24 protein-coding genes are annotated in these 25,204 nt (G+C 59.2%); 9 read left to right on the top strand and 15 right to left on the bottom strand.

All coding sequences use genetic code 11. The features are described from left to right. Positions 1–641 precede the first annotated feature (641 nt). A complete protein-coding gene (locus AB8A38_RS29710) occupies positions 642–1,610 on the top strand; it encodes a DUF808 domain-containing protein (RefSeq protein ID WP_439088640.1) in 969 nt (322 codons plus the stop codon). A gap of 834 nt (positions 1,611–2,444) precedes the next feature. Here AB8A38_RS29710 and AB8A38_RS29715 read toward each other — a convergent pair. From AB8A38_RS29715 to AB8A38_RS29725, 3 genes are all read right to left on the bottom strand, one after another. Then, entirely contained in the window at positions 2,445–5,612 is a 3,168-nt protein-coding gene (locus AB8A38_RS29715; RefSeq protein ID WP_439088641.1) for an efflux RND transporter permease subunit, read from the bottom strand. Further along, the gene (locus AB8A38_RS29720) at positions 5,609–6,781 is read right to left on the bottom strand and encodes an efflux RND transporter periplasmic adaptor subunit (RefSeq protein WP_439088642.1); all 1,173 of its coding nucleotides are present in this window, start codon (positions 6,779–6,781) and stop codon (positions 5,609–5,611) included. The genes AB8A38_RS29715 and AB8A38_RS29720 overlap by 4 nt, the downstream gene beginning before the upstream one ends. A 295-nt stretch (positions 6,782–7,076) precedes the next feature. After that, positions 7,077–7,778 carry a gamma-glutamylcyclotransferase gene (locus AB8A38_RS29725; RefSeq protein ID WP_439088643.1) on the bottom strand — a complete coding sequence of 234 codons (702 nt, stop codon included), beginning with the start codon at positions 7,776–7,778 and terminating at the stop codon, positions 7,077–7,079. Between the two features lie 246 nt (positions 7,779–8,024). Between AB8A38_RS29725 and AB8A38_RS29730 the strand changes: the two genes are divergently transcribed. After that, a complete protein-coding gene (locus AB8A38_RS29730; RefSeq protein ID WP_439088644.1) occupies positions 8,025–8,933 on the top strand; it encodes a LysR family transcriptional regulator in 909 nt (302 codons plus the stop codon). A gap of 290 nt (positions 8,934–9,223) precedes the next feature. Here the strand turns inward: AB8A38_RS29730 and AB8A38_RS29735 are convergent, their stop codons facing one another. Beyond that, positions 9,224–9,865, bottom strand: a complete 642-nt coding sequence (locus AB8A38_RS29735; RefSeq protein ID WP_439088645.1) for a glutathione S-transferase family protein — start codon at positions 9,863–9,865, stop codon at positions 9,224–9,226. A 240-nt stretch (positions 9,866–10,105) separates the two neighbouring features. Here AB8A38_RS29735 and AB8A38_RS29740 point away from each other — a divergent pair, with 240 nt between their 5' ends. Beyond that, positions 10,106–11,692 (top strand): MFS transporter, encoded by a 1,587-nt coding sequence (locus AB8A38_RS29740; RefSeq protein WP_439088646.1) that lies wholly within the window; start codon positions 10,106–10,108, stop codon positions 11,690–11,692. Positions 11,693–12,122: 430 nt separating this feature from the next. On the opposite strand, the gene AB8A38_RS29745 is transcribed toward AB8A38_RS29740, so the two are convergent. The 4 genes from AB8A38_RS29745 to AB8A38_RS29760 all read right to left on the bottom strand — a co-directional run bounded on the left by AB8A38_RS29745 (position 12,123) and on the right by AB8A38_RS29760 (position 16,365). Further along, positions 12,123–13,322, bottom strand: coding sequence for an MFS transporter (locus AB8A38_RS29745; protein WP_439088647.1), 1,200 nt, complete (start codon positions 13,320–13,322; stop codon positions 12,123–12,125). A 14-nt stretch (positions 13,323–13,336) separates the two neighbouring features. Further along, the gene (locus tag AB8A38_RS29750) at positions 13,337–14,515 is read right to left on the bottom strand and encodes an MFS transporter (RefSeq protein WP_439088756.1); all 1,179 of its coding nucleotides are present in this window, start codon (positions 14,513–14,515) and stop codon (positions 13,337–13,339) included. Positions 14,516–14,624: 109 nt separating this feature from the next. Then, a complete protein-coding gene (locus AB8A38_RS29755; protein ID WP_439088648.1) occupies positions 14,625–15,998 on the bottom strand; it encodes an NAD(P)-binding domain-containing protein in 1,374 nt (457 codons plus the stop codon). Positions 15,999–16,047: 49 nt separating this feature from the next. Then, complete coding sequence (locus tag AB8A38_RS29760) at positions 16,048–16,365, bottom strand: ArsR/SmtB family transcription factor (protein ID WP_439088649.1); 318 nt, start codon at positions 16,363–16,365, stop codon at positions 16,048–16,050. 237 nt (positions 16,366–16,602) lie between these two features. Between AB8A38_RS29760 and AB8A38_RS29765 the strand changes: the two genes are divergently transcribed. The 5 genes from AB8A38_RS29765 to arsH are packed head-to-tail and all read left to right on the top strand — an operon-like array spanning position 16,603 to position 19,663. Further along, entirely contained in the window at positions 16,603–16,974 is a 372-nt protein-coding gene (locus AB8A38_RS29765; RefSeq protein ID WP_439075254.1) for an ArsR/SmtB family transcription factor, read from the top strand. Then, positions 16,967–17,494 carry an arsenate reductase ArsC gene (locus tag AB8A38_RS29770; RefSeq protein WP_439088650.1) on the top strand — a complete coding sequence of 176 codons (528 nt, stop codon included), beginning with the start codon at positions 16,967–16,969 and terminating at the stop codon, positions 17,492–17,494. Before AB8A38_RS29765 ends, AB8A38_RS29770 begins: the two co-directional genes overlap by 8 nt. A gap of 3 nt (positions 17,495–17,497) precedes the next feature. After that, a complete protein-coding gene (arsB, locus tag AB8A38_RS29775) occupies positions 17,498–18,556 on the top strand; it encodes an ACR3 family arsenite efflux transporter (protein WP_439088651.1) in 1,059 nt (352 codons plus the stop codon). Next, positions 18,553–18,957 (top strand): arsenate reductase (glutaredoxin), encoded by a 405-nt coding sequence (arsC, locus tag AB8A38_RS29780; protein ID WP_439088652.1) that lies wholly within the window; start codon positions 18,553–18,555, stop codon positions 18,955–18,957. Before arsB ends, arsC begins: the two co-directional genes overlap by 4 nt. Beyond that, the gene (arsH, locus tag AB8A38_RS29785) at positions 18,947–19,663 is read left to right on the top strand and encodes an arsenical resistance protein ArsH (RefSeq protein WP_439088653.1); all 717 of its coding nucleotides are present in this window, start codon (positions 18,947–18,949) and stop codon (positions 19,661–19,663) included. The genes arsC and arsH overlap by 11 nt, the downstream gene beginning before the upstream one ends. 31 nt (positions 19,664–19,694) lie before the next feature. On the opposite strand, the gene AB8A38_RS29790 is transcribed toward arsH, so the two are convergent. After that, positions 19,695–20,099: an acyl-CoA dehydrogenase family protein gene (locus AB8A38_RS29790; protein ID WP_439088757.1), complete on the bottom strand. Its 405-nt coding sequence runs from the start codon at positions 20,097–20,099 to the stop codon at positions 19,695–19,697. Between AB8A38_RS29790 and AB8A38_RS29795 the strand changes: the two genes are divergently transcribed. Continuing rightward, positions 20,035–21,327, top strand: a complete 1,293-nt coding sequence (locus AB8A38_RS29795; RefSeq protein ID WP_439088758.1) for a hypothetical protein — start codon at positions 20,035–20,037, stop codon at positions 21,325–21,327. The two genes, AB8A38_RS29790 and AB8A38_RS29795, sit on opposite strands and share 65 nt — an antisense overlap. Before the next feature lie 196 nt (positions 21,328–21,523). On the opposite strand, the gene AB8A38_RS29800 is transcribed toward AB8A38_RS29795, so the two are convergent. The 6 genes from AB8A38_RS29800 to AB8A38_RS29825 form a co-directional block, all read right to left on the bottom strand. Next, positions 21,524–21,703 carry a hypothetical protein gene (locus AB8A38_RS29800; RefSeq protein WP_439088654.1) on the bottom strand — a complete coding sequence of 60 codons (180 nt, stop codon included), beginning with the start codon at positions 21,701–21,703 and terminating at the stop codon, positions 21,524–21,526. Positions 21,704–21,851: 148 nt separating this feature from the next. Next, complete coding sequence (locus AB8A38_RS29805) at positions 21,852–22,073, bottom strand: hypothetical protein (protein ID WP_439088655.1); 222 nt, start codon at positions 22,071–22,073, stop codon at positions 21,852–21,854. Between the two features lie 648 nt (positions 22,074–22,721). Then, positions 22,722–23,234: a hypothetical protein gene (locus AB8A38_RS29810; protein ID WP_439088656.1), complete on the bottom strand. Its 513-nt coding sequence runs from the start codon at positions 23,232–23,234 to the stop codon at positions 22,722–22,724. A 22-nt stretch (positions 23,235–23,256) separates the two neighbouring features. Next, positions 23,257–23,532, bottom strand: a complete 276-nt coding sequence (locus AB8A38_RS29815) for a hypothetical protein (protein ID WP_439088657.1) — start codon at positions 23,530–23,532, stop codon at positions 23,257–23,259. A 769-nt stretch (positions 23,533–24,301) separates the two neighbouring features. Then, a complete protein-coding gene (locus AB8A38_RS29820) occupies positions 24,302–24,547 on the bottom strand; it encodes a hypothetical protein (protein ID WP_439088658.1) in 246 nt (81 codons plus the stop codon). A gap of 316 nt (positions 24,548–24,863) precedes the next feature. Beyond that, on the bottom strand, positions 24,864–25,118 hold the full coding sequence (locus AB8A38_RS29825; RefSeq protein ID WP_439088659.1) for a hypothetical protein: 255 nt from the start codon (positions 25,116–25,118) through the stop codon (positions 24,864–24,866). Positions 25,119–25,204 lie beyond the last annotated feature (86 nt).

Genomic DNA, 25,204 nt, shown 5'->3' on the forward strand with positions numbered 1-25,204 from the left:
TCGCATCAGCGCTTCTTCTTGTGTCTATTATTCAACCCCAAGGCTGGCTGGGGCTTGCCGGAGCCTTCTTCGCCCCGTTCGTTTGAACGCTCTGCTGAATCGATGGCTTGATCGGGGGCCGCACGTCAAGATCCGTAAAACTGATCAGGTCGTTTTTCCAAAACGGCCTCCACGCTCCTGACCGTTTTCCCGTGACGCCTCCCCGCCATCGGGTCAAATGGCTGGATGCCAGACTGCTTCCGCCACCGATTGAAAATGGGTCGAAGAGCATAGACATTGAGCCAGGCGACTATGAGGTCCTCGTAAACGAATAGCGCACTGGCGGTACCTTCCTTCAGCACGAATCCGCTTTGTCGAGCTCGACCACGTCGGCGAGCCAATTCGTGCTTCGGACGATCCGCTGCGGCGTCACTCAGCCGAACAGCGCCGCTCACAATTCGTCATCGGCATTGAACATCTGACCGATGAGGAACTTGAGGCATCCGGAACAAATGCGAAGCACGGGCCGCAGGCGAGAAGGTCGGAGCGAGTTGCCATCTCATCATTGTTGGCGCGCTTACTTCATTTCCATTAATCTTGCCGCGTTTATTGGCTTGCGATGACGAGCTTGCCGCGCTGCGGCTTAAAGATCCGGAGTCTGTATGAGCGTTGGACTGATCGCGCTGCTCGACGATATTGCCAGCCTTGCGAAAGTGGCTGCAGCTTCGGTCGACGACGTTGCCGGACAGGCCGCTAAGGCCGGCGCGAAAGCGGCGGGCGTGGTGATCGACGATGCCGCGGTTACTCCTCGTTACGTGACGGGCTTCAACGCCGCGCGCGAATTGCCGATCGTCAAGAAGATCGCGGTCGGCTCGCTGCGCAACAAGCTGTTGTTTCTACTGCCGGCGGCACTTTTGATGAGTCTTTTTGCGCCATGGGCCATCACGCCGCTGCTGATGATCGGTGGTGCCTATCTCTGCTTCGAAGGCACCGAGAAGGTGGTCGAAGCGGTCCTCCCCCACCATGCGGCTGACGCCAATCAAGTTCGGACGCCGGCAGCCGAGCCTCAAACCATGGAAGATGACAAGGTCGCCAGCGCGATCAAGACGGACTTCATCCTGTCGGCGGAAATCATGGCCATCACACTGGCGGCGATACCGCCGGGGCCTTTCGTCATTCGCGCAGTGGTGCTCGCTCTGGTGGCGATCGGCATTACGGTGATGGTCTATGGCGGCGTCGCGCTGATCGTGAAGGCTGATGATATCGGCCTAGCCCTGGCAAAGGGCGATACAGCGTCGCCGTGGGGGCGGATCAAGGCCGCTTTCGGACGCGCGCTGGTGCGCGGCATGCCGTACTTCCTGCGCGTGCTCGGCGGCGTCGGAACCGCGGCGATGATCTGGGTCGGCGGCGGCATTATCGTCCACGGCCTTGCCGAATACGGGCTGACGGGCATCGAACACCTGATCGCATCTGCCGCGGCACTGGCAGCACGTGCCCTGCCGGCGATCGCCGGCGCCGCAATCTGGACTGCGACCGCGGCTGGGTCAGGCGTGGTAGGCCTGCTGCTCGGCGCGGCACTGCTACCCGGAGCCCATTACATCATAGCGCCGCTCTGGGCCCGGCTCAGATGACCCCCTTCAGAACGGCAACGTCAGCCAACGCATCCGCACGCGCATTGAATGGTCTATTTACTCATATGAATGCCCGAAGTGTTGGTTCATCCACACAGCGGCTGAGAAAGATAGAAGGCACATCGAGTTGAACAACGGAGGGCTATCACGGACCGAGATCATTCTGATTTTGACGGGGGTGTTGGCTGCTGTTTCGGCAGTCGGGTATTGGAGTTTGAATCTCTCTCGAACAGCTCAGCAACGACAGCAAATGCGGGAGCACTATGAACTGAAGAGAGAGCTCAATCGTAATGATCCCTTAAAATATTTGCCGGACGCTAAATCGCGCTAAACCTACACGCTCTCGCGCAGAGAATGGACAATTGCCTCGCCTGACGTGTTGTTAATTCGGATAGAAATAAGGGCCAAAGTATGGGATTTCGTGCAAACTTAGATATGAAGCTCAGGCCTTGGCCCCACGTCGCATTGGCCGCCCTATTAGGCGCCTTGGGTGGCCCGATCATTCCCGCATTCAGATACGGGTCGCTCGTCGCCAACGTCGCCGCCGCTATTATGGGATCTGCTGTTCTTTCTGTCGTGGCTTGGAGTGTATTGCGACAACGCGGACTGCCTATCAGCGACTGTTCAAGACATGGTCGACGCCCGACAGCGCAAGAAGTCTTCACGGTCAGGCTCCAGATAAATTACGGTCCATGACACTGAGTTCTTGAGGACGTGATGGAAGCGCGCTCAAGTATTCGCGGAAGTGCCTTGTGACGCCTTCGCGACGTTTAGCGCCAGCAAACGACAGAGCGCCCACCCGCCGGGACACGGCGGATGGGCGCAACCCAATCGTCAGACCGCCGCGGCGTGCGTCTGAACAGAGGATTTGGCGTGCAGTTTCTTAACACCGAACGCACGTCGTACGACGACGTAAAACACCGGCGTAAACACCAAGCCAAACAGTGTCACGCCCAGCATTCCGAAGAAGACCGCGATGCCCATCGCCTGCCGCATCTCGGCACCCGGGCCGGACGACGTGACGAGCGGCAGGACGCCCAGAATGAACGCGAAGGATGTCATCAGGATCGGACGGAGGCGAAGCCTCGCGGCTTTCACAACAGCCTTCACCATGCCGTTGCCAGCATCTTCGAGCTGACGGGCGACCTCGACGATCAGGATCGCGTTCTTGGCGGCCAGGCCGACGAGGACGATGAAGCCGATCTGCGTCAGGATGTTGATGTCCCCGCCTAGCATTCGGACGCCAGCCGAACCCGACAGCAGACACATGGGCACAATCAGCAAAATCGAGAGCGGCAGGCTCCAACTTGCGTACTGCGCTGCCAGGACGAGGTACACGAACACGACGGACAGCGGGAAAATCAGCAGGCCCATGTTGCCGGTCGTGGTCTGCTGGTAGCTCAGGTCGGTCCATTCAAAGCCGATGCCGGGTGGCAGGATTTGCTTGGCAAGCTCCTCCATCTTGGCGACACCGTATGCGGCGCCCACGCCGGGCAGCGTATCTCCGTTCACTTCCGTTGCCGGATAGAGATTGTAACGCGGCACGCGATCGGCACCGAATGTATCGACCAGGGTGGCCACGTTGCCGAGCGGCACCATGTCGCCTGCCGCATTCTTGACCTTGATCCGCGTGAGGTCTTCAGCACGCTTCCGGAACGAGAGATCGGCCTGCGCGGTGACGTGATAGGTTCGACCGTACATGTTGAAGTCGTTGATGTAGCTTGAGCCGAAATAGGTCTCGATCGCCGCATTCACGTCCTGGCTTTGGACGCCCAGCATCTCGGCGCGTTCACGATCCAGCTCGACCTTGGTTTGCGGCGTTCCTGCCGAGAACGTCGTGTAGATGCCGACGAGACCGGGTGCCGCATTGGCAGCGGCAACGAGATCGTTGGTCGCTTTCGCAAGCACTGCCGTGCCTAACCCGGTGCGGTCTTCAAGCCTCAGCGAGAAGCCCCCTGCACTGCCAATGCCCGACACCGGCGGCGGTTGGACGATCAGGATGTTCGCGCCGTCGATTGAGGCCACGCGCTTGGTCAGTTCAGCCTGGATCCAGGCTGCAGTCTGACCGTGCTTCATGCGCTCCTCGAACGGCTTGAGAACGACATAGGCGGCCGCCGAACTCGACGAGATCGTCTGGGTGGCCCCGGAGAACCCCGCAAAGGTCGGCAGATGCGAGACGCCCGGAATCTCAAGTGCGATGCGCCCGACCTCCTTGGCGATCTCGGTCGTGCGCTCCAGCGAAGAGCCAGCGGGAAGCTGCGGGATCGCGATGATGTAGCCGCGATCCTGGGCGGGAATGTAACCCTTTGGGCTTTCGATCAGCAGATAGCCGGTCGCAGCCAGCAGCACCGCATAGACGGCAAGCATCACCTTCGAATGGCGTACCAGATGGATGACGAGCGAGCCGTACATCTGCGAAAGTTTTTCGAAGCCGATATTGAACCGGTCGGCAGCCTTCGATCCGAGGCGTTGCATACGCCCTCCTCCGCCATGTTTGGCGTGCCGCTCCAGCATCATGGACGAAAGCGCGGGTGACAGCGTGAAGGAGTTGAAGAGCGAGATCACCGTGGCCACCGCGATGGTGATGCCGAACTGACGGAAGAACTGGCCGGACAGTCCCGGCACGAACGCCGTTGGCACGAAGACCGATGCCAGCACCAATGCGATGGCGACCAGCGCGCCGCCGACCTCACGCATCGTTAGCAGGGTCGCTTCGCGGGCGGTCTTGCCTTCCGACAGGTGCCGCTCGACGTTCTCGACGACGACGATGGCGTCATCGACGACCACGCCGACGGCGAGCACCAGGCCGAACAGGCTGAGGTTATTGATGGAGAACCCGAACGCCGCCATCACCGCCATGGTGCCCACCAGTGACACAGGGATAGCCAGGATCGGGATGATCGACGGGCGCCAGCCCTGCAAGAAGACCACGACGACGATGACGACTAGCACCATCGCCTCATAGATGGTCTTCACCAGTTCGTGGATGCTGTCCGCGATGAAGCCCGTCGGATTATAGCCGATATCGTAGGCAATGCCCTTCGGGAAGTCTTTGGAAAGCTCGGCCATTGTCTTGGCGATCGCGTCCTGCGTCGCCAGCGCGTTCGCGCCCGGTCGCTGCAGCATGGCCAGCGCAACCGCAGGCTTCTCGCCGAGGTAACCTCCGGTGGAATAGGTCAGCGCCCCGAGTTCGACCCGCGCGATATCCTTCAGGCGAACGATATGCCCGCCGTCCACGGCCTTAACGATGACGTTGCCGAACTCGGCGGGCTTCTTCATCCGGCCCTCGAAGATCAGGGTCGATTGGAAGGCCTGGTCGGCGACGGGTGGCTCCGCGACAACGCCACCGGCCACCTGGGTGCTTTGGGCATTGATCGCCTTGGTGATGTCAGCAGGCGTGATGCCAAACGACGCTGCGCGATCCGGATCGAGCCAGACACGCATGGAATATTCGCGAACGCCGAAGAGCTGGATGTCACCGACACCGTCAATGCGCTTGAGCACGTCCACGACAGCGCGCAGAGCGTAATTCGAAACGTATAGCTGGTCATAGCTGCCATCGGGTGAATACAAGAACACGCCGCTCAGGATGGTCGGTGAAGACTTCTTCACCGAGATGCCGTTCCGCTGAACCGGCTGAGGCAATCTTGGCACGGCGAGTGCGACGCGGTTCTGAACGAGAACCTGAGCCTTGTCGAGGTTCGTGCCCTGTTTGAAGGTCACCGTCAGGTTCAGGCCGCCGTCGGAAGTGGCCTGGCTGTACATGTACAGCATGTCCTCGACGCCGTTGACCTCCTGCTCGATCGGCGTCGCCATGGTGTCGGCGACGGTCTGCGCGGAGGCGCCGGGATACATGGTCGAGACCACGACCGTCGGCGGGACCACGTCCGGATATTCCGTTACGGGTAGCGTGAAGTATGCAACGCCGCCGATGATGACGGTGACGATGGACAGCACGATCGCGAAGATCGGTTGCCGTACAGAGAGTTGTCCGAGGTTCACAGCACGTCTCCTTTTGATGCGAATTGTTCTGGCTTGATGGCTTCCATGCGCACGGTGACCTTGGCGCCCGCCGTCACGCGCTGCAGTCCTGACACGACGACGCGGTCGGTGGGCTCCAGCCCCCGAATGACTTCGCGCATTCTGCCGAACATGCGGCCGAGTTCGACATTCCGGACGGTCACGCGGTCGTCGCTGCCGACGACGTAAAGCGCCTGCTGCGATGAATCACTGGCAACGGCAGAGGCTGGCACCAGGACGGCTTGATGAGCGGGCTCTGCGGCGAGCGACACACGGACGAACTGACCTGGCGTGAGCACGTGGCCGGGATTTGCGATACGCGCCCGCAGGCGCAGAGTACCGGTCGAAGCGTCGAGGCGGTTCTCTGAGAAATTCAGCTTGCCACTGAAGGTCGGAGTCTTGTCGCCCGGCAACGCCATCACGACTTCGCCTCCTGATGCAAATGCGACTGTCTGGTTGCTTTCCTTGCCCGCGCGGCCGTAGCGAAGGTAGCTCTGCTCGTCGATGTCGAAATAGGCGTCGATGGTGTCGAGAGAGACGATGGTCGTCAGCAGCGTGGCATTGGCATCGCCGCCCGCGACGAGATTGCCCTCGCTGACCAGTTTTCGGCTGATGCGTCCGGCGATTGGCGCACGGACCTGCGTAAAATCAAGGTCGAGCTTCGCACGTGCCAGCGCAGCGGATGCAACGTCTACCGCAGCCTCGGCGCCCTGCTGGTTCTCCGTGCGCTGGTCCAAAACGTTCGTCGCGATCGCCTGCGTGGTGATCAGCGACCTCGCGCGAGCCAATTCCTTATTGGCCAGCGCAAGCTGAGCTTTCGCCTGAGCGAGTTGGCCTTGGGCCTGCTGCGCCGTCGCCTCATACGGGCGCTGGTCGATGACAAACAGGAGGTCGCCCTTCTGGACGTAATCGCCATCCTTGAAGGCGACACGCTCGACGTAGCCGCTCACGCGCGGGCGGACTGCAACCGTGTCCACCGCTTCCAGGCGGCCGGTGAATGTGTCCCAACCGGTCACTTCCTTCACCAGCGGCGTCGAGGCCGAGACGGATGGATCGGCAACCGGTGCTGCTACGTTGGGACTGCACGCGGCGAGCATCATTGCCACGATGCTGACCGTTGCCAGCGATGTCAGGGTGCGTCCGTAGGTCATGTTCGAAGTTCCTAAAAATGGGCGAGCAGCAGGGTTCGGCGCTTTGCAGCGTCGGCTTGTGTTCTGTCGGTTTGGATTGAGAGAGTTTCCGTTCCGGAAGCGACGACCTTCAAGGACAGGCCCGTCGGCTCATTGACCGGTGCCGTTTATGATCAGGGTCCGCGAACGAACTTGGCGGTGCATGCCTTCATGGAAGTTCTCTCTTCTCGACAGTTCTGAACCTAGCCACCGCCATGGAAAGATAAACCGCGCGAAACGCGCCAGAGTGTCTCTCGTTCGGATACAGTCGCATCAGTCAGCCAATCGGACCTGGATTCTTTTGCTCGAACGACTGCACGGCTGCGACCTCAGCCTGCAGCAATTCGAGTTCGGGATCGTGGATGCCGTGCGACCGCAATCCCTCGCATGTCCGGAACAGGTAATCTGCCGAGCTACCTAGTGCGCCAGACGCTGTTGCGAGCCTACGGACCATCTGCTCCTGGCTGAGAAGTCCGTCGTATTGGCTGCTGCCGCGATCGATCGTGAACGCGATCCCGCAGCCAAATTCCTTGCCCTCACGGTCCCGGAGGCCAAGCCAGCGCGGCACATAAGCCCCGGACACCATCTCGCGTTTCCAGAGCATCGCCAGTTCGGCATCGACAGCGGCACCGGTGATCCGGAAGGCGACGCCTTCGCAGTCGCCGCCTTCATCGAGTCCGAGCACGAGACCGGGGTTATCGGCCGAACCGCGACCGGCAGGAGTGGCCAAGCAGAAGGCGCGGTGCCACCCAGTCACCCGCGCAACGCGACGCTCTACGAAATTGACCGATGGATTCCAGATCAGGGAGCCATAACCGAATAGCCAGACGCTTTCCCGCGGCTTGGCAGCCAGCGTCAGGAGTAACGACGCCTCGCGCTCCGCCTGAGACAGGATTCGAAGCGTGGGCGCATCCTTGGCGATTATTGCATCGACGGCACCGGCCTCGATCATCTCCCGGGTGAGGTCTGGCTTCTTCACAGCGATCCCTTTCGTGTCAGGTCTCGATATGAGCGGAGGAAACACCTGAGATAAACGGTGCTCCGGGAGACAGTTTGGCTCCGCAATGGAGACAATTAGCAATTTCTCGAATTCTCTTGTGAATTGAGATAATTGCGGTCGATGGGAACAATTATCGGCCCTCGATCCTAAAAAACGAGCCTTGAATGAACAACCGCGGGATATAATATTGAGAAAACCGATCAATTATATCCATTCAGGTAACAAATGTCAGTCAACGAACTGCCGATCCACGACATCGCGACATTCGTTGCGGTCGCACAGCACGCGAGCTTCACCCGTGCCGCGGAGCAACTCGGCACCAGTAAATCCAACGTCGGCAAAGCGGTGCAGAGGTTGGAGGCGCGTCTCGGCGCCCGGCTCCTGCAGCGGACAACCCGAGCTGTCAGGCTCACCGAGGATGGAGAAATCTATCTTGAGGCGGCACGCAGCGCCCTGGATGGACTTAACGAGGCCGAGACCGCCCTTTCCGCGCGACGTGACGAGCCGGTCGGCCGTGTCCGATTGGATATTCCGATCGGCTTCGGCCGTCTGCTACTTCCAACCTTGCACCGCGTTCGCCTGCAGCATCCGAAGGTCTCCGTCGAACTGAACCTGAGCGATAGACAGTCGGACCCCGTCAAGGACGGCTGGGACATTGTCGTCCGTGCGGGCATGCTTCCTGCCGAAGGCGAGATGACCGTCAGGAAATTGTGCGATGTCAAACTCGCGCTGTACGCTTCGTCCGACTATCTTGACCGGCACGCATTGATCGCGTCGGCCGATAATTTTTCCGATCACGAAGCCATTATCTTCCGCGCCGGCAACGGAAAGACTAGGCCGTGGACGCTGAGCGATGGTACGCGCACCTTCCAGACTGCTCCGCCTGCAAGCGTCATCACCAGTGATGGGCGCGCCTTCATCGATGCAGCGATTGCAGGCATGGGCATCGCGCAAATCTTCGACCGCGTTGCCGCTCCTCACGTCGAATCCGGTGAACTGCAGCACGTGTTGCCCCAAGCAGACGTCGAGGGACCGCCGATACACGCTCTGATCCCTGCGGGTCGGCGCATGCCGCCCAAGACCCGTGTAGTGCTAGATGCGCTGGTTGAGTTCTTTAAAAAGCCGATGCCTTGATCGTCGCCGGGTGGTCGAGGCGAACCTCACCGCATGTTCCCGATCATCCTCATTCTGGGTGAACGATTATCGCTCGCGTGGACGACCAATTCAGCTCGCTATCTGACCTCGATCAATTCTTGAAATTCCAAGTGAAAAGCGGACCGCCGACTCGCATTAGCGGCCCGCTCTCTTTGACGCGAAGGCGTTATGCCGCCTTCGACGCCGAAGCACTTGGATAGTCGGGGCATCCGCGATGATCACCGCCGTGGAGCGATGACCAGTCCGACCGCAACCCCGGCGATCCGCAGTTAAGCGGCCAACTGACTGCGATGCTGGACGGCGATCTCCGCTTCGTCCTTCAGTGCCTTAACGACTGACGGGACAGCATCCATGCGGTCCTTCCAGGCCATCACATGCTGCAGATGCTCGATGTGAGCGCCGGACCGCTTGTGCCAGAAGGTCGCCCACATGTAGGCGTCCGCGACCGTCATCTTGTCGCCGGTCAGGAACGGCCGACCATCCGACAAACGGTCATCCAGGACTTTGTAGGCGCTCACGATCCTTCCACGCATCCAGGCGGTGCCCTCTTCCGTCAGCAGCTTGCGCATCAACGGAATGTGCTTCTGGGCGATCTCGGTCGCGATGAAGACGAGAAGCTGGTCGAACTGGGCGCGTTCGAACGTGCCGCGCGCCGGGATCAGGTTCGCTTCCGGATGCTGATCCGCAAGATAGGACGTGATGACGATGGTTTCGGACAGGAGGTCCTTCTTTTCGTCGTCGAGCGCCAGTACCGGCACGTACTGCATGGGATTGAGTTCGGCGAAGTTGTCGTTGTTCGACGTCGACTTGCCGAAAACATCGAAATGGATGAGTTCCGGCGCGAGCCCGAGTTCGTTGGAAATGATCTGCACTGCCTGCGAACAGGTCTGGTCTGCGATGTAGAGTTTCACTGTCGTGTCCTTTCGAGGAGTTCGTTTGCGACAGTCGAGAAATAGTCCTCCCACCTCCTTCGATAAACGCGCCTTGGCGATCCTCTCTGTCGCTTCGATGGCGACAATCGGAAAGGCCAGTAAACGCTGCGAATCTGCGGAATGTCGCCTGGGGGAGGACAGTGTGTCCATCCGCGGAGCGTTTAACGCCGGGCGCGGTGTCTTTAGTTGAGAATGACCTCAACCATTCAGGAACGTCCGATGTCCCCGACCAGCCAATCTGCCAAACATGGCGGAGCACTTTCAGTACTCTTCGCAGTGTGCCTTGCCGCCCTTACCCTGCCTCTTAGTTTCTCCGGTGGCGCGATCGCAACGCCCGCCATCGGCCGCGATCTTGCGGGTAGCGCGGCGATGGTGACCTGGATCACCAACGCATTCATGCTCACTTTCGGAAGTCTTCTGCTTACTGCAGGTACGCTCGCCGACCGCTTCGGTCGCAGGCGCATCTTCGCCGGTGGCGTCGCGCTTTTCGTCGCTGCCTCGATCGCTTCAATCTTCGCTCCGACCATCCTCGCTATCGACCTGCTTCGCGCCGTGCAGGGCGTCGGTGCTGCCGCCGCTCTCGCAGGCGGTTCAGCCGCCATCGCACAGGAATTCGAAGGCCATGCCAGAACCAAGGCATTCTCCATGCTTGGCACAACGTTCGGCATCGGCCTCGCCTTCGGACCGGTGATCATGGGCTTGCTGATCGAGCGATACGGCTGGCGTTCCATATTCGTCACGACGGCGGTGGTCGGCCTTGTTGCGATCATGCTGGGTGTGCCGCGGATGCGCGAGACGCGTGATCCGGATGCCGCACGGCTCGACTGGCCCGGCGTCATCACTTTCACCGGGACGCTCTCCCTGTTCACCTTCGCAGTAATCGAGGGCGCGTCCATCGGATGGGGCAATCCGATCATCGTGGGTGCCTTCACAGGCTCAGTCGCCCTGCTCGCTGCGTTTGTGGCTGCTGAAAGCCGCAACGACCGGCCGATGCTCGACCTTTCTCTGTTCAAATATCCGCGCTTCGTGGGCGTGCAGCTTCTACCGATCTCGACCTGTTTCTCCTACGTAGTCCTATTGATACTTCTTCCAATCCGGTTTGTTGGTATCGAGGGCCTGTCGGAGATCGAAGCGGGCCTCATGATGCTGGCATTGTCGGCACCAATGCTTGTCGTGCCGTACGTCGCGGCAGTTATGACGCGCTGGGTATCACCTGGCGTATTATCCGCGATCGGGTTGTTGGTCGCTTCGGTCGGCATGCTTTGGCTCGGCAGCGTCGCCCCCGGCACAGGCGTGTCAACGATCTCCCCACTTCTCGCCAGTCTCGCTGCGGTACCTGCGATGATTGTCATCGGTTTCGGAGCGGCAATTCCATGGGGTTTGATGGACGGCCTGTCCGTATCGGTGGTGCCAAAAGAGCGCTCAGGTATGGCGTCTGGCATCTTCAATACCTCGAAGGTCGCTAACGAGGGCATTTCGCTCGCGATCGTCACCGCAGCACTGGGCGCGATGACTGCGGGGAACATTGAGAGAAAGGTTTCCCTGTTGCCGTCCCAAGTTCAATTGCTACCGGAAATAGCTCAGGGGATCGTAGCAGGTGATCTTTCCCGCGTCGCACGACTAATACCGGAAGTCCCGCACTCGACGCTTGTCCAAGCCTACTTCTCGGCCTTCCAAAGCGTGAGCTATGTCCTGGCGAGCATCACGTTCTTCGCGGCGATTGTCATCTTCGTGTTGCTCGGTCGGACCCGGCCGACTGAGCTCTCATCGGCAGATGAAATCCGCGTTGAAGCTCCGGCGGAATAGCCGATACAGCCTGAGGAGGGTTGGGCTTGTCGGATCGTCCACTTCGGCGAAGTCTTGTAGAACTCGAAGCCAACGGCATATGACGACTTTTTTGGCGTCGTATGCCGTTGGAGGATGCGAGCAATCCGCAACAAGTCTGGTTGTCCAGACGATCAAGGCGTTTCCACGCCGTGTTCGTCGTCCTCGACACTCAGAAGATCACCGATCAATTCACGCCGTAATTCTGTCATGCCGATTGGCACGAGGAATAACCCGCTTACGGTAGTCGTGGACGACAGATTGACCCACCCACGCTGTCGCATGGACTCGCCTAAACGACTTCTGGAAGCGCCATTGTCTGCTCATGGCGTCGATGCCCTCTGGCGAGGTCAGAGAACGATTGGCAGCCCTCCTTGACCCGCATGACTGGGCGCCACACGACCTTTCGCACTCAAGATGAGGAGATCGGCTGAGGGACCGTAGCCTTGGCTGTTGCAGCTCCCTTTCGCTGCCGCGATAGGAAAAGGAGGGCGAGAAGCGCGGCGATGCTGAGCCCGGATGAAACGATCAAAACACCCCCACCCATGATGCCGATCAACAGGCCGAAGCCGAGTGGCGCCATCGCCTGACAAATTCGGGACGGTGCGCCTAGAAGACCGAGACGATATCCGTAATTCTCAGACCCGAAGACCGATAGGGGAAGAGTGCCGCGCGCGATTGTCAGGATGCCGTTCCCTGCTCCATGCAGCAGTGCGAATGCCGCGGCCGCGCCTCCCCCGAACAAGGCGATGACGCCCGCGCCGATAGGATGCGTGAGGCATGCCAGACTGGTTGAGAACAGGGGGTGGTAGCGGTTCAGTAGCCCTGCCTCGACGATACGCGCAGCCACTTGGGCCGGGCCGATCATCATGCCCGCGAAGACCGCTTGAGCGGGTGTTGCACCGAAACTCTCCACGATCCGCGGAAGATGAGCCGCCATCGCCGACGTTACGGTCCATGCTGCAGCGAACGCGAAAGACAGCAGTACCATCATCCTGTCCATCGGGATGTGCGGCTTTGCAACGGGGCCTTCGCTTCGGACGACAATCTCCGTCTTCGGAAGGAAGAACAGGTTAAGGGCCAATCCGATGACGATATGCGCCGCCGCCCATGCATAGCATGTGCCGCGCCAACCGATCGTATCGACGCCCAGTGAACTCAGTGGCCATCCGATCGTGCTGGCGAAGCCCGCCAGAAGCGTGATGCCGGTGATTGGACGCCTTGCCTGATCGCCGAATATCCGCCCGAGCGCACCGAATGCCGCGTCGTAAAGACCCAACCCCATGCCGATGCCGAGCAAAAGCCAAGCAAGACTCAGCATCCACAACGAAGACGTCAGCCCGAGCAGAGCAAGGCCGCCGGCGAACAGCAGGTTAGATGCACACAGAACCTGGCGACCGCCAACGCGGTCTATCTGACGGCCGACGCGCGGACCAAGCAGTCCGGAGATCACCAATGACGCCGAGAATGCGGCGAAGAACCAATTGGTCGAAATGCCGAGGTCTCGCGAAATCGGATCCGCGAGTATTGCCGGAAGATAGTAGCTGGAGGCCCATGCGAGCGTCTGCGTCGTTCCGAGAGCAAGAATGATGGGAAGTTGACGCTGTGTCATGCCTGCCTGCGCATTCAGATAACCGTTTGATTTGAAGTTTTGGGTTGCGACCACATCAGGGCGAGTGGGCCGAGCACGATGCCTGCCGCTAGAACCCCGAAGGCGGGAAGCCAGGCGGAAGCTGCATACGGTCCACCGAATGCGTCGAGTGTCGCGCCGACGCACCAGGCACCGAGAGCGCTGAAGCCGAATCCGACCGTCGAATGGACGGCCATTGTTGCACCACGGTTCTCGGGATTGGCCGACATCGCCATACCAGCAGTCAGCGCGCCGGAGTCGGCGGGGACGGTGATCGCATAGAGCAATATCAGCGGCACCAGTAGCCAGGGAGAACCGTCCGCGCAAATACCTATCAGGAGCGCAACTGCGGCCGATGCGAACATGAAGGTCGTGAGGGCGCGGCGACGACCGATGCGCAAGGCGACTTCGTTGCCCAAGACGCTGGACGGCATCGCCAATATCGAGAATGCGAAGCTGATGGCGATCGGGGTGAGCAGCGTACCGCCTCCCCCCTTGGCCGCAACGAACGTCCAGAAAGCAACGAGCCACGTCCTGATGCCATAGAGCTCGAAGCAATGGGCGCCGTAGCCAAGTATGAAACCCATGGCAGACCTGTTCCGGAAGACGGGTCCGAAATTCAGTAAACGTCCTTTGCTGGGCGTCGGAGCCATCGGCTTCAGAAGCAGACAGATAAACATCATCGCCAACGGACCGGCCGCCGTAACGTAAAACGCCGCCCGCCAGCCGAAGCTTTCAGCCACTAGCTGGGAGACCAGAAAGGAAAGCCCAACGCCGAGCGAGAAGCTCGACGTGTAGAACGTCACAGCGCGGGACGAGTCGCCCGGATCCAGTCTGTCGGTCAGCGCCTTGAGGCCCGGCATGTAGGCACCCGCAAAGCCGATGCCTGCCAACGCCCAAAGCGCGGCACCCGACCACAGCCCCTCCGCGAACAATCCGAACATCAGCGTCGCGAAGACACTTAACGCCGAACCGGCAATCAGAACGATGCGCGCATCGATCCTGTCCGTCAGCGTAGCCAGGAACGGCACCGCGAGCATGTAGCCCGCGGCATAGCTGCCCGCCAACAATCCGGCGTTCGCCCCGGTCAATCGCCACTCGGGAATCAGGAACTGCGCAAGGATGGAAGGCACTACGACGTGCGGCAGCAAACTTCCGAGTTGCCCCAGGCACATTGCGATGATGGCGGGACGCCCCCGCAAGTTGCCGAGACGGATCACTCCTTGCGATCCACAAACAATGGGCGCGTCCCGCGCGGCAGGCCGTGAACGCGCCCGATAACGATCATGAACATCCGCACCCCGATTTGCCGTCCTGCTTCGCCACGGCATCGGCGACGCAGCAAGCATTGTCTACTGTCGGTGCGGGCCCGCCGCAACACGTGGTGACGTCTGCCGACGAACGTGAACACACACCGGTTTCCGGAAGGACCAGTTCGACCCGTCCAGCGGCGTCATGGTCTCCCGCGATCTGCGCCGCGATCGAACGCACCTGTTCGTAGCCTGTAATCATCAGAAACGTCGGCGCGCGCCCGTAGCTCTTGATGCCGGCAAAATAAAAACCGGGCTCGTCTTGCGCCAACTCGCGTGCGCCGTGAGGACGAACGGTGCCGCAGCTATGTTCGTTCGGATCGATCAGTGGCGCCAAGGCGATCGGACATTCGATTGCGGGGTCGAGTTGGATGCGCAACTCGCGCACAAAAGCCAAGTCGGGACGGAAGCCTGTGGCCACGATGAGCTCGTCAGCGATAATCTTGCGTCCGCAGCACGCCGATCCGGCTGCGATCCGGAGGCGCCCGTTTTCCAAGGTCAAATGGGTCGTCTGGAAGGCTGGCTCGACCTTGATGTCACCTGCCGCGACCAAAGCCGCAAACGCGGCTCCCAACTCTCCACGGGCTGCAAGCTTATCGTTGGCGCCGCCACCAAAAGCCTTGGCGGGGTCGGTACCACGCAAGAGCCAGATAACCTCTGTGCCTGGCTCCTGGGCTTTCAGACGCGCGAGGTCCGTCAGGGTACCGATTGCGGAGTGGCCTGCCCCGAGAACAGCAACCGTTTTGCCAGCATAACGGGGTCGGTCCGCTCCGAGCACGTCGGGCATCGCATACGCGATCTTGCCGGCGGCCTCCTTCTCACCGATGGCAGCGAGACCGTTGGCACCCGCCGGGTTCGGTGAGGCCCACGTTCCGGAAGCGTCGATCACGGCGTCGGCCCGGGCGACCCGCTCTCCCAGCCCTTCCGCATACCCAGTGTTCTGATAGTGGATCTCGAATGGCGCGAGGTCGCGGCCCTTGGTCTTGAGCTTGTCGAAGCCTTGGCGGCTGATATCGGTGACTTTGCTCGATGTCAGAATGTGAGACTTCAAGGGCGTCTTCGTCGCCAAGGGCTCAAGGTACCGCTCAACCAGTTCGGATCCCGTGGGATATTGATCGGGAGCCGGCGAATTCCACCCTGTCGCCTCAAGCAGACGTCCTGCTGCGCGGTCGACGTTGTATTCCCAAGGCGAGAACAATTGCACGTGGCCCCATTGCCGGATCGCATGACCCACCTCAGCGCCTGCTTCGAACACGATAGGCGTCATGCCTCGTTCCAGTACATGGGCGGCAGCGGCAAGCCCAACCGGTCCTGCTCCGATGACCGCGACAGTCTTTGGTTCAGTCATTCATTCCTCCTATAATACCAGAATTATCGAATTAAAGATCTTTGATAGATCAAGCGGCGTCGTTTGCATCCTTGCATTCGACGGCGTCCGCGCAGCACTCGGCAACGAGGAAATCCACCAAGCCGCGCATCACGTCGTAGTTTGCATGACAAACGAGAGTCGTCGCCTCCCGGACTTGAGTGATCAGCCCGGCAGCCACCAGCGTCTTGATGTGATGCGAGAGCGTCGAAGGCGCTACCTTGAGTTTGTCCTGAAGGCGCCCCACCGGCAGGCCGATTTCACCCGCTCTGACCAGAGTACGATAGATCTTCAGCCTGGTCGGATTGCCAAGGGCTTCAAGGCGGGCCGCTGCATCGTCTATTTTCATTTCAATAGGCTGCGCCTTTCCCGAGCCGTCGTCAACCGTTATTCTAGAATTATAGAAATATCGTGAACGCCTCCACTTCCCAGCGACGTCCCGGGGTAGCCCTGCTCTTCGAGCTAGAAAGCCACTACCCGCCGCCTCCTTCGTTTCAATGCCCACGTCATGATTTAAACATCGCCTCGCTTCACGAATAACTGAGGCGGGTTGACAGGCTGCCTATACTTCCATAAATCCCGATATATGAAAACACTTGAAGCGATCGAAGCGTTAGGCGCCCTGGCGCAGGAAACACGGCTCGAGGCATTTCGTCTCTTGGTAAAGAACGAGCCAGATGGCGTCGCCGCAGGGGAACTGGCCCGAGACATCGGTGTTCCGCAGAATACGATGTCGACACACCTGGCGATCCTCACGCGCGCCGGTCTCGTCACCGGCGAGCGCCACAGTCGTTCGATCATCTACCGCGCCAATCTCGCGACCTTCCAGGCTTTGACCCTGTTCATGGTCCAGGACTGCTGCGGCGGCAGTCCTGAGATCTGTGCTCCGCTCCTCGAAAGCCTGACGCCTTGCTGCCCGCCCAAGTCCAAAAAGAGGAAGGAGACATCCCGTGTCTGACCGGATTTACAACGTATTGTTTCTCTGCACCGGCAACTCCGCCCGCTCGATCCTGGCCGAATCGATCCTGCGCAAGGACGGCGACGGCCGCTTCCGTTCTTTCTCGGCCGGTAACACACCGAAAGGTCAGGTCAATCCGTTCGCACTTCGTGTGCTGGAAAGTCTCGACTACCCGGCCGACGGTATGCGGTCGAAAAGCTGGACTGAATTTGCAGCGGCTGACGCGCCAGTAATGGATTTCGTTTTCACAGTCTGTGACAGCGCCGCTGGCGAGTCCTGTCCGATCTGGCCCGGGCAACCGATGACGGCCCATTGGGGCATTGAGGACCCCTCAGACGTAGAAGGGCCTGACCTTACGAAGCACACAGCATTCCTCACCGCCTTTCGGTACCTGAAAAACAGGATTGCAGCCTTCACGGCCCTCCCTATCGACAGCATCGACCAACTCTCTCTGGGGACGAAACTCCGTGAGATTGGACGCAGTGATGGCGCGACCTCCAACCGTCCCGGCGTGGCCTGATCGATGAGCATATTCGAACGCTACCTGACCCTTTGGGTCGCGCTTTGCATCGTGGTCGGCGTTGCGCTGGGCCACGTGATGCCTGGTGCATTTGGAGCCATCGCAGGCGCTGAAGTCGCGAAGGTCAATCTACCCGTCGCCGTTCTGATCTGGCTAATGATCATCCCAATGCTGTTGAGGATCGATTTCGGCGCGCTGGGAAAGATCACCGAACACATGCGCGGCGTCGGTATCACGCTCTTTATCAACTGGGCGGTCAAACCGTTCTCGATGGCGTTGCTGGGAACGTTCTTTATTGGCCACGTCTTCGCGCCATTGCTACCCAGCGAGCAGGTTTCATCCTACATCGCCGGTCTCATTCTGCTCGCCGCAGCCCCCTGCACTGCCATGGTATTCGTATGGTCCAATCTCGTCGGCGGCGAACCCCACTACACGCTCGGCCAAGTCGCCCTCAACGACGTGCTTATGATCTTTCTGTTCGCGCCTCTCGTTGGCCTGCTTCTTGGCGTGGCATCAATCACCGTCCCATGGGCTACGCTGTTGTTGTCCGTCGCCCTCTACATCATCGTGCCAGTCATCATCGCGCAGGTCTGGCGACGTGCACTTCTCGGGGCCGGCATTCCAACCTTTGAACGGACCTTGAATCGGCTGCAGCCGCTATCGCTCGTTGCCCTGCTCGCGACGCTGGTGCTGTTGTTCGGCTTCCAGGGCGAGCAAATCATCGCGCAGCCAACGGTAATCGCTATTCTCGCGGTGCCGATCCTCGTCCAAGTCTACTTCAATGCCGGTCTTGCCTACTGGCTCAGCCGCCGGTTCGGCGTGGCCTGGTGCGTGGCGGCCCCGGCAGCACTGATCGGTGCCAGCAATTTTTTCGAATTGGCGGTGGCAGCAGCGATCAGCCTGTTCGGCCTGAATTCCGGAGCCGCGCTGGCGACGGTCGTCGGCGTGCTCGTCGAGGTTCCGGTCATGCTATCCGTGGTCAAGATCGTCCAAGCGTCCCGAGGTTGGTATGAATCCGGCTCGCATCAACCAACTGCTAAAAGCGTGGAGGCCCGGTCGTGACGGTGACCATTTATCACAACCCCGACTGCGGCACGTCCCGCAACACATTGGCCATGATCCGCCAGAGCGGTGAAGACCCCGAGGTCATCGAGTACCTCAAGACGCCTCCGTCGCGAGATCGGTTGAAGGAATTGGTCGAAGCAATGGGCATCCCCATCCGATCTCTGCTGCGCGAGAAAGGAACGCCCTACGGCGAACTCGCCCTGGCCGATCCGAAACGGACCGATGACGACCTGATCGATTTCATGTTGGCCCATCCTATCCTGATCAACCGGCCCATCGTGGTGACCGACAAGGGTGTGAAGCTTTGCCGCCCGTCGGAGGCCGTTCTCGATATTCTGCCGAACCCGCACATCGGCCGCTTCGCCAAGGAAGACGGCGAGGTTATCGATGCTGGCTGATCTCCCGAACATCGACCCTGCCGCCTTCCGGCTTCCGGATGCGACCGTCCTGCAGCATGACCCGCTCGTCGGTCACCGGCCCCGCATCCTGTTGCTCTACGGCTCGTTGCGTGAGCGGTCGTTCAGCCGCTTTGCCATCGAAGAAACCGCCCGCCTGCTGAACGCTTTCGGCGCGGAGCCTCGCATCTTCAACCCCACGGGCCTGCCGCTTCCGGACGACGCGCCGGCGACCCATCCGAAAGTTGAGGAACTGCGTGAATTGTCCGCCTGGTCCGAAGGACAGGTCTGGTGCAGCCCGGAACGCCACGGGGCCATGACCGGCATCATGAAGGCCCAAATCGACTGGATCCCGCTCTCCATTGGCGCCGTGCGCCCAACCCAAGGCAAGACGCTGGCCGTCATGCAGGTCAGCGGCGGAGCGCAGTCGTTTAATGCCGTCAACCAGCTTCGCGTGTTGGGACGGTGGATGAGGATGATCACGATCCCCAATCAGTCTTCCGTTGCCAAAGCGTACGAACAGTTCGACGACGCGGGGCGGATGAATCAGTCCCCCTACTACGATCGCATCGTTGACGTCGCCGAGGAGTTGATGAAGTTCACACTGCTCACTCGGAGCATCTCGGCGCATCTGACAGACCGCTACAGCGAAAGGAAGGAAGCCGCGATTGAGGTCTCAAGACGGCTCAACCTGGAGAAAGCTGTCTGATGCTCGCAAAGTCCTGCCTGAGCGAAGTAGCCTATCGCGCGCCTCCGTACTGCTTCATCGCTTCTCTCGCCAAGGTCATTTTCATGACCTCGGTCGATCCCTCCGCGATCTGTGCAATGCGCGCCACGAAATAGAGCTGTCCGAAGCGACTTTCCTTCAGCACGCCCAGGCCACGGTGAATCTGCATCGTCCGATCGAACACCCGGCACGGCGCGAAGCACTTGACCATCGCGGCTTCCTTACGCGCGTCGAGACCCTTGTCCAGCATCCAAGCCGTCTTGTAGGCCATCAGCCGGATTTGCTCGATATCCCATCTTACAACTTCTGATAAATCCTGACGCAGCCATTCTACTGAAGAAGCGAGCCTAGATGTGAATATTAACATCACCGTTGAATGCGACACCTGCGGAGAAAAGACAAATTGCCGGATCGGCATCTCGAACCGCGAGGAGCAGCCGTTCCGTTTCTGCTGCCAGACCTGCGGCTCACCTATCGACATGATCCTTCGCCAATCGAGAGGCGGTGAATTCCACGGCGCGAAACAGATCCAACCCGATCTCTATCCTTTCGACGACAAAACCAATTTCGTGGATCTCAGTCTCGATTTCCCGGTAGCGTTCGGAAAATACGTTATGGGAAAGACGCCCTTCATGGAGGCGTTCCGCCGTATCGGTCATGAGGCTATGGGCCTCCATGGGTCGCGCCTTGCCTATCTAACGGAAGAGTCGGCTCCTAAGCAGCGTGTGTTTGCGCTCCTTCTGAAGCTTTTCCGCAACGAGAAATGGACGCCGTTCAAAACGAGCTGCAAGCGAAATTTTAATATCGAGGTCAAGTCTGACAAGCCGGAAGATCGGGCGGCCGCACTTTACCGCATCATCACCAACGTGATGATGCCGTTTGCGTATCCCAACCAGGACGAGGAAGCCTCCGACTATAATGGACGAATTATGCAGGAGTTGGCCGGAAAACACCCCGGCTCACTGCGGGCCTTCATGGCTGAGATCATGGGAAGTGGCTTCCTGAAAAATCTCCAGAACGCCTGTCTGGAGATTTATCCGAAGATCCTCGAGGCAGAGCTTCCGTTGCGGCCCGTCCTGTTCCTGGACTTTGACCAAAAATTTGCCAACAATCCTATTCCGTTGCGGATATCGAATGAAGCGTTCGAGTCCTATAAAGACCTTTATAAAGATATCTCGGAGATCGTGTCCCGACAGCTCGTTTTGGTCGCCGGCATCAATAACCTTCTCAAACGTGACAACCATAACGCCTTCAAGTCCGACATCGGCATGACCAAGGGCGGCAAAGACTTCACACCGAAATCACTGCATGACTTCGCCGACGTCCCCTTCGGCAAAAAGCTTGGCTTTATCGACGACTCTTGGTTCGAACCGCTTAAGGATGGCGCTGACAACCAACTGCGCAACGCAATCGCTCACGTCAAAACAGACTATGACGAGGTCAATCAGGTCGTAACCTACTATCCTAGGCTAGAAGGCATGTACCAGGAGAAGGCGGAGCAGATAACCTTCATACAGTTCATGAAGCGACTGCTGCAGACCTACCGCGAGATGCGGCGGTTGAACCACCTCATCAAGGGGCTTTTCTACCTGCAATACCTCATCATTGATCGAGACAAACCGGCCGCATCGACTCCTAAGGCTTAAACCGGTGGAGGTCCTGCCTTCACTCGCTCAACCATTTCGGCAATGGCATCTCGTTCAAAGATCAGCCCGGCACTTATGTCTCGCCAGCGAAACGATCCAAAGTGCGGGTTAGTGACCGGGTTATCGCGATCCAGCAGCCATTGCTGGCCAAACTGGAACGTCTCTGTTGCAATCATATCGCCAGCTTGGAGATGCGTTAGCGCGCGGTGACCGTCACTAGCCAGTAGAATACCGCGCCGACCGCGGAACCGCCCAGCAACGCCCGCCGTCGCGTCAACACCGTTGCGAAGATGAGATTAGCCAGACTTGGCCACTTTCCATATGCGCGCCGCAGTGCCGGCACATGGCTCAGTAAATCTCCGATCTGCTCACCCATCTCCGCCTCCATTCCGCTAGGAACATAATCTGAACGGATTGCGGCGGATTTATGAGGCTTATAGTCTTATCAGGAAGATTCCCACAGCTGCCACAGCGATGAGCCAGGCAGCAGCACGGCAATCGGGGTGATCCTTCGGCGAGGCGGATTAGAATTTTGCATGGGCCGAGATCACGGAAACGCAGGCCCGTTTGCGCTGCACGCCCCTCAAGGAGCCGACGACCTTCATCACCTTGCCGAAGCCACAGGTGCCGCTCTGGACGTAGGCCACGGCGAAGGGGTTTAGGGTGAGCGGCTCACGAGCGAGGATGGGTTGAGCGGACGCCTGCCCGGCCCACAGCAATGCGATACCGAAAATAACCGTACGCATAACGCAACCCCATCACCCAACAACCGCATACAATGCGGATCTTGAGATTTAGTTGCTTCTGAAGCAACCCTATCGGTCGGCGAGCAGGACATTCCGGAAGAGCCGGCGCATGAACTCCTCCGGGTAGGTCGCGTGGCTGCTCCTATAGGCTTTATGCTCATATCCCCTAGCTACGCGGTTAGGCACAGACGACAGCTGCTCCCGGGGCGACCCAGGCGGGCTGTCGTCGTGGTCCCGGATTTGCCGCTTTAGCTCACAGAGCTTAGCCATCGCAAAAGCCCGTTCAACCTCAGTAAGGCGTTCGCCGCGCACATGGATGCAGCGATGCATCTGTGGAAGGCCGTCACCGATGCTAGGGCTGAGCGAGACGCGTTTAAACGCGCTTTCCGGACGAAGCACGTGGATTGCCTCAGACTAACCAAGAAAGACGGCCCAAATGGCGAACCAAGTTAAACGAACCATCAGCATTTCGCCGGAGAGCGACTACGAGATCCACCGGCTGGCAAAGATGTAGGGCGTTCCCGTCTCACAAGCGCGGGAGAGATGCTATCACTACGCTGCGGCGACCTTCGTAGGGCCTGAGACAGTTGCCAAGGTGGCGCTGCTTCGCCAAGCTCAGGTCAAGTGGAAATGCTGGAGGCCGATCAATCAGCTAGTCTGGCATAAACGTAAAACCCGCCCTTGGCTGTCGTAGCTGCGCAGCAGGCGATAGGTTGCGAAGAACGATTGCCAAAACATTACGACCTTCTCCAGCACAATAATTGCCTCAAGCCACTGACCAGGCTCCGTCTCTATTTCGAGCAGCATTTGCTGATAACCTGGTTCAACGTACCCTGGCTCGGCATACGTGCCGGTTGACCGCGTTCTCAGGCCGCGCGGAATGAAATGCTTACTGCCGTTAGTCAGCCCCTGCACGACTGGAAACCATCCTTCACTTTGATCGAGCCAGACCTTGAATTCGCCCAGCCTCCTGACGCTTCCCATCTTCTCGCGGGTAACTTCGTCATCCTTGAGCCAGTCACCCCAGATCCATTCGTGCAGATGATAGAGCGACGTTGCGGAGTTGATCGCATGACGCGTCGAACGTGACTGCTCGGCAAAATCGTCATAGTCCTCGATCATCTTTCCATAGTAATCGACTGAATTTCGAATATCGAACATCGTCACTCCCCTACAGGGGCAACTATACAAACAGGCTGTTGTCCAGCGCAAACGCTCCCGCCCACGCGGCGTCCGCCTCGTCTTCTTTCAATTCTACGCCCCACCGCGCCTTAGCCGCAGCCTGCATGTCCGGCTTTTTGGCGTTGCCTTTGCCGGTCGCGTGAATCTTCAGTCGAGCGAGATGGATCGCCGACCACGGGAGCCCCGCCAGCTCGCAGGCGAGTACGGCAGCTCCAAGCATGGGGAGGAGAGCTTTGATGCTGGAGAACTGTCCAGAGAACGGCTCCTCGATACACACACCGACGCAATCCGGCCCGGCAAAGCGATTGATGATGCGGGCGACGCTGACCGTGCGGTGACCGATGTTGCTTTCAAGCCGAATTGTCTGGGCATCAAGACCTCCATCCGTGAATACTCTGGCAACCCCAGAGTCGTCCCCAGATCCAAGCCGAGAATAAATTTACGGCCCAATCACGGCGGCTTCGCTTGGTTTTCCAACAACGATGAGTGGAAGCTTCCGGCCCTTGGCCGAAACTAACGCGTTGACCTTCTCAGTCAGACTCACAGGGATTCGTAGAGAGACCGTAGGCTCGCCGTAGCGACCGCTGCCAACATGACGGCCAGCGCGGCGGCGAGTTCCGCCTCTTGCCTCTGGTCGTGCGTGTCTGTCCACCATTGATTGATTCTGCTCTGCATATCTGATCCTGGCAATACGCTCTTGATGATCTGGTGCGCATCCGCTTCGATACGGCATGCGCGTGCTTTCAATGATGATGGCGGCGATGACGGCTGCGGCGCTCATTGCAACCGCAATATTTTTGCTGTCAGTGGCCTGGCTCTAAGTATCACAAGAGCAATAAGGGCAAGCCAAGCGCCAGCAGGAAAATGACGAGAACGCCAAGTCCTAGGTTATCGTCGCCCCTTAAGTCTCTTGGGGTCGTCGCTTCGACCGTCGACATTTTTCGGCCTGACAATAAGCCAGCCACTTATCGACGAGCCATCCAACGCCCGTCTGCTGGCGCCTGAAATATATTTGATTTCCACCCATCGCCATTGTCATGGCCCTTCTACGAGGCCACTTGAAGCGTGCGCGCTTCGAGAGCTTCCATGTATTGAGCAATGGCTCTGTTTGAGAGCAGCAGGCGGCTTCTTACCCCCTGCCGGATCATGGTTTCCACCGAGCGGAGCAAAATGTGCGAGCAGAACTCTGCGTCCTCGATCTCGCCTGCCCGTTCCAGATAATCCCATGCAATTTGGATCGCCTCTTCCATGAGGACAGCGAGGTGAACCAGTTGGCCAGGGTTGTTTCTCATGCCTATTCAAATGGCACGAATTGGATTCGTTCCGCGCTGCTACCTTCTAAAGCCTAAGCTGGAGCGATCCTGGCGCGCTCGCGGGTTCCCTAATAAGGCGGTCGCTTCAAGAGGTCCGGCAACCGGGAAATACCCTTAGCAATCCGCCGCGCCTCATCACGTGATAAGGACTCGTTCGCATATTGGTAGTTACGAGCGTGAAGGTCTTCCCGGTGAAGGATGACGCAAATCATAAAGCCATTGGCATCCTTCACGCGGAAGCAGTCCCGATCCTCTTCCGTCACCCAAGGCGCCGGAAAACGCCGGAGGTTGTCCATCACATCCTGCGATGGTCTGGTACGCCCCGAATGGCTTTGCCGCTGGGATAGGTCCGCTGCTTGAGGCGCTCTTCGCCGTTCAACCGGTCACGCTCCTGGCAAAGCGCATCGACCTTGTCCTGCATCCGCTCCAATAGAGCCACGGCGGAGGCGGTACTGATGCCGGCCTTCTGAAGGGATGAGATGTCTTTCTGCTGCCGCTTGATCTGCACGCGCATGCGCGTGATCTCGGCCTTAATGTGGTCGAGTCCCATGAGCCAATTCCTGATGATGGGCCATAGAACAAAAAGAGAACGACAGAGTCAACAGGCTTGAGCCTGGAACTCTAAGCGCTCCTCGC

This window comes from Tardiphaga sp. 839_C3_N1_4 (assembly GCF_051811045.1).
Lineage (GTDB): Bacteria > Pseudomonadota > Alphaproteobacteria > Rhizobiales > Xanthobacteraceae > Tardiphaga.